This window comes from Bacteroides sp. BFG-637 (assembly GCF_024793605.1).
GTDB classification, from domain to species: Bacteria; Bacteroidota; Bacteroidia; order Bacteroidales; family Bacteroidaceae; genus Bacteroides; species Bacteroides vicugnae.
The window spans coordinates 1-2,133 of the sequence record NZ_JANUPD010000001.1 but is presented as its reverse complement, the minus strand read 5'-3'; the positions used below and the strand labels follow the sequence as shown (position 1 = coordinate 2,133).

Below are 2,133 nucleotides of genomic sequence, written 5' to 3'. Positions count from 1 at the left end.
AAACGATTGATTTGCTGCAAATATACACAATCCCCACATTAAAACAAAAAAAGGGGTAAAACTCCCAAAGTGTGGGGACTAATTTACTTTTAAACTCCCAAAGTGTGGGGACTAAACTCCCAAAGTGTGGGGAAACACATGTTCTAATCCCTTTATTTATGGGCGTTTGCGAAGAAGTGATAGAGCATATTACAGACGATGCTTATAACAGACAAGGGGAATTTATAGAGCTAAGTGGTTGATTTACTGTCGGAAAAAGAAAAACGATAGGGAAAAGAGCAAAGCAAAACCAACCAACGGGCGGTAGGATTGGAAACGGGTTTTTATGGCGTGTACACGTTTGTGTACAAAATGTTTGTATTTTATTGAAATATAGCTATCTTTGTGCTGAATTTAAAAGCAAACAGATATGGAAGCATTATCAGTAAGAGAATACCGTAACAACCTCGCAGCGTCTTTCACCAAAGCTGACAATGGCGAGCAGGTACTAATTCGCAGGAAAAACGAGATTTACGCTTTGGTAAAAGTTGGTCGTGAAGATTTGATGATAACCCCGGAGCTGCAAGCAAGGATTGACAAGGCAAGGGAAGAAATCAAATCCGGAAAGTGTGTTACCCTCAAAAGCAGTGAGGATATTGACGCTTATTTCGATAGTCTATGATGTACACAATTAGGGTTTCCGACGGGGGTGGATAAGGTGATTGCCAAATGGAAGAAATCAAACCCCAATTTGTTCAAGAAGTATAAGAAAATCTACAAAGAATTGTTAGAGCACCCTAAGAGGGCTGGGCTTGGGCATCCCGAAGCGTTAAGGGGCGGTGGGGATATTATGAGATGGTCTCGACACATTACCGCCCATGACCGGATAATCTATGACATTTACGAGGAAGTGGTAGAGGTCTACATCTTGGAGGTAGAGGAGGCATTACAACGATAATATCGTTTCGAAGCCGGCAGGCTGGGACCGCCTTTCATGGGCTTGCACTGGCGAGAGAGAAAAACTAAGCAGCGAGGAAATACAACAGCAGATGAAAGAACTTGGTGTAGAAATGGAAATCGTTCCTCTGATTTGACAAGATTACCCGGAGTGTTTCAGCCGGGTAATCTTGTTACTTATCCTTGATTTTCCCTTTAAGGGCGTTTATAATCCACCCTTTCGGATTGTTCTTTTCTCGTGATTTTCCGTTTAGGAGAGCCAGTTCTCCGATAAGGTCGGTTATCTTTTCTTGTGCCGTTATGAATGTCTCTTTGTTCCGGTTTATCTCTTCCGATGTGAAGCCGCAGGAATAACGGAGGTACTCGTACACATGGCTGTCTATCTGATATCGTGCTGTAACCTTTGCTTGCAATTCTTTCCCTTCCAGTTCTTCATCTCTGAACTGTGGTTGATAGACCGGGTAGAACCTAAACCCGGTCACCTTGCTACGTTTGTTGTTTGGGTTTTCACGCACTTTCACGTAGTTGAAAGTGTATGGGCAACTCTCATCAAGCGCAGCCTTTGCTGGTTTCAAAACTCTTTCCTCAAAATGATCTATTCTGTCTTTTCCGTTCTTGTCCTTGTATTTGTCCGCAGGTATGCCAAGACGGTCTTTCAAGTTTTCAAGGGATATATCCAAAGGGTACACCTGCCCACTCATTAACATGTAAAACCTAAGGGAATACCCAGTAGGTAGCGCAAGAGCCTTGTTTAACTCAAATTCTCTGTACCCCTTGGCGAACTTGGTAAACACATCCCAAAGGTCGTTAGACACACGAAAGGTTATAATGCCAGTGCGTTTTTATATTTTGGGTTAGATATAAATCCGCACTTCCACCATTCCTCGTCATCTTCGTAAGTAAAAAAACGTCCTGCCAAAGAATCGAGTGCGGCTATGATTTCATTGTAATCACGTCCGGAAAAATAACGTCAGATACATGCATTTGTGCATCAACATCCCAAAGTCCATGCTCAAACTTGCGTTTCGTGCCTGCATAATCTTTCAGTTTTACTCCCTTTAGTTCAGCTTGGCACGCTTCCAGTATGCGAAGAACTATTCTTTGTTCGTGTATGGACATGTCTTGCTGTTTTGACCATGTATATACCCATGAAACAACAACATCTTTATTCTTGGTAATAGGTAGTTTCTTTTTCAT

The 2,133-nt window shown here is 42.2% G+C and carries 1 protein-coding gene and 2 pseudogenes; 2 read left to right on the top strand and 1 reads right to left on the bottom strand.

The genetic code is table 11. The annotated features are described in order from the left end of the window. Positions 1-409 precede the first annotated feature (409 nt). On the top strand, positions 410-661 hold the full coding sequence (locus NXX38_RS00015; protein WP_004295507.1) for a hypothetical protein: 252 nt from the start codon (positions 410-412) through the stop codon (positions 659-661). Next, a pseudogene (locus tag NXX38_RS00010) lies at positions 658-938 on the top strand (type II toxin-antitoxin system YoeB family toxin); the annotation flags it as partial. The gene NXX38_RS00015 and the pseudogene NXX38_RS00010, both read left to right, overlap by 4 nt. Before the next feature lie 171 nt (positions 939-1,109). Here the strand turns inward: NXX38_RS00010 and NXX38_RS00005 are convergent. Then, positions 1,110-2,133, bottom strand: a pseudogene (locus tag NXX38_RS00005) (replication initiation protein); the annotation flags it as partial.

Bases quoted from the DNA above. Each gene is read 5' to 3' on its own strand.
- NXX38_RS00015 (WP_004295507.1), top strand. From the start codon at position 410: ATGGAAGCATTATCAGTAAGAGAATACCGTAACAACCTCGCAGCGTCT.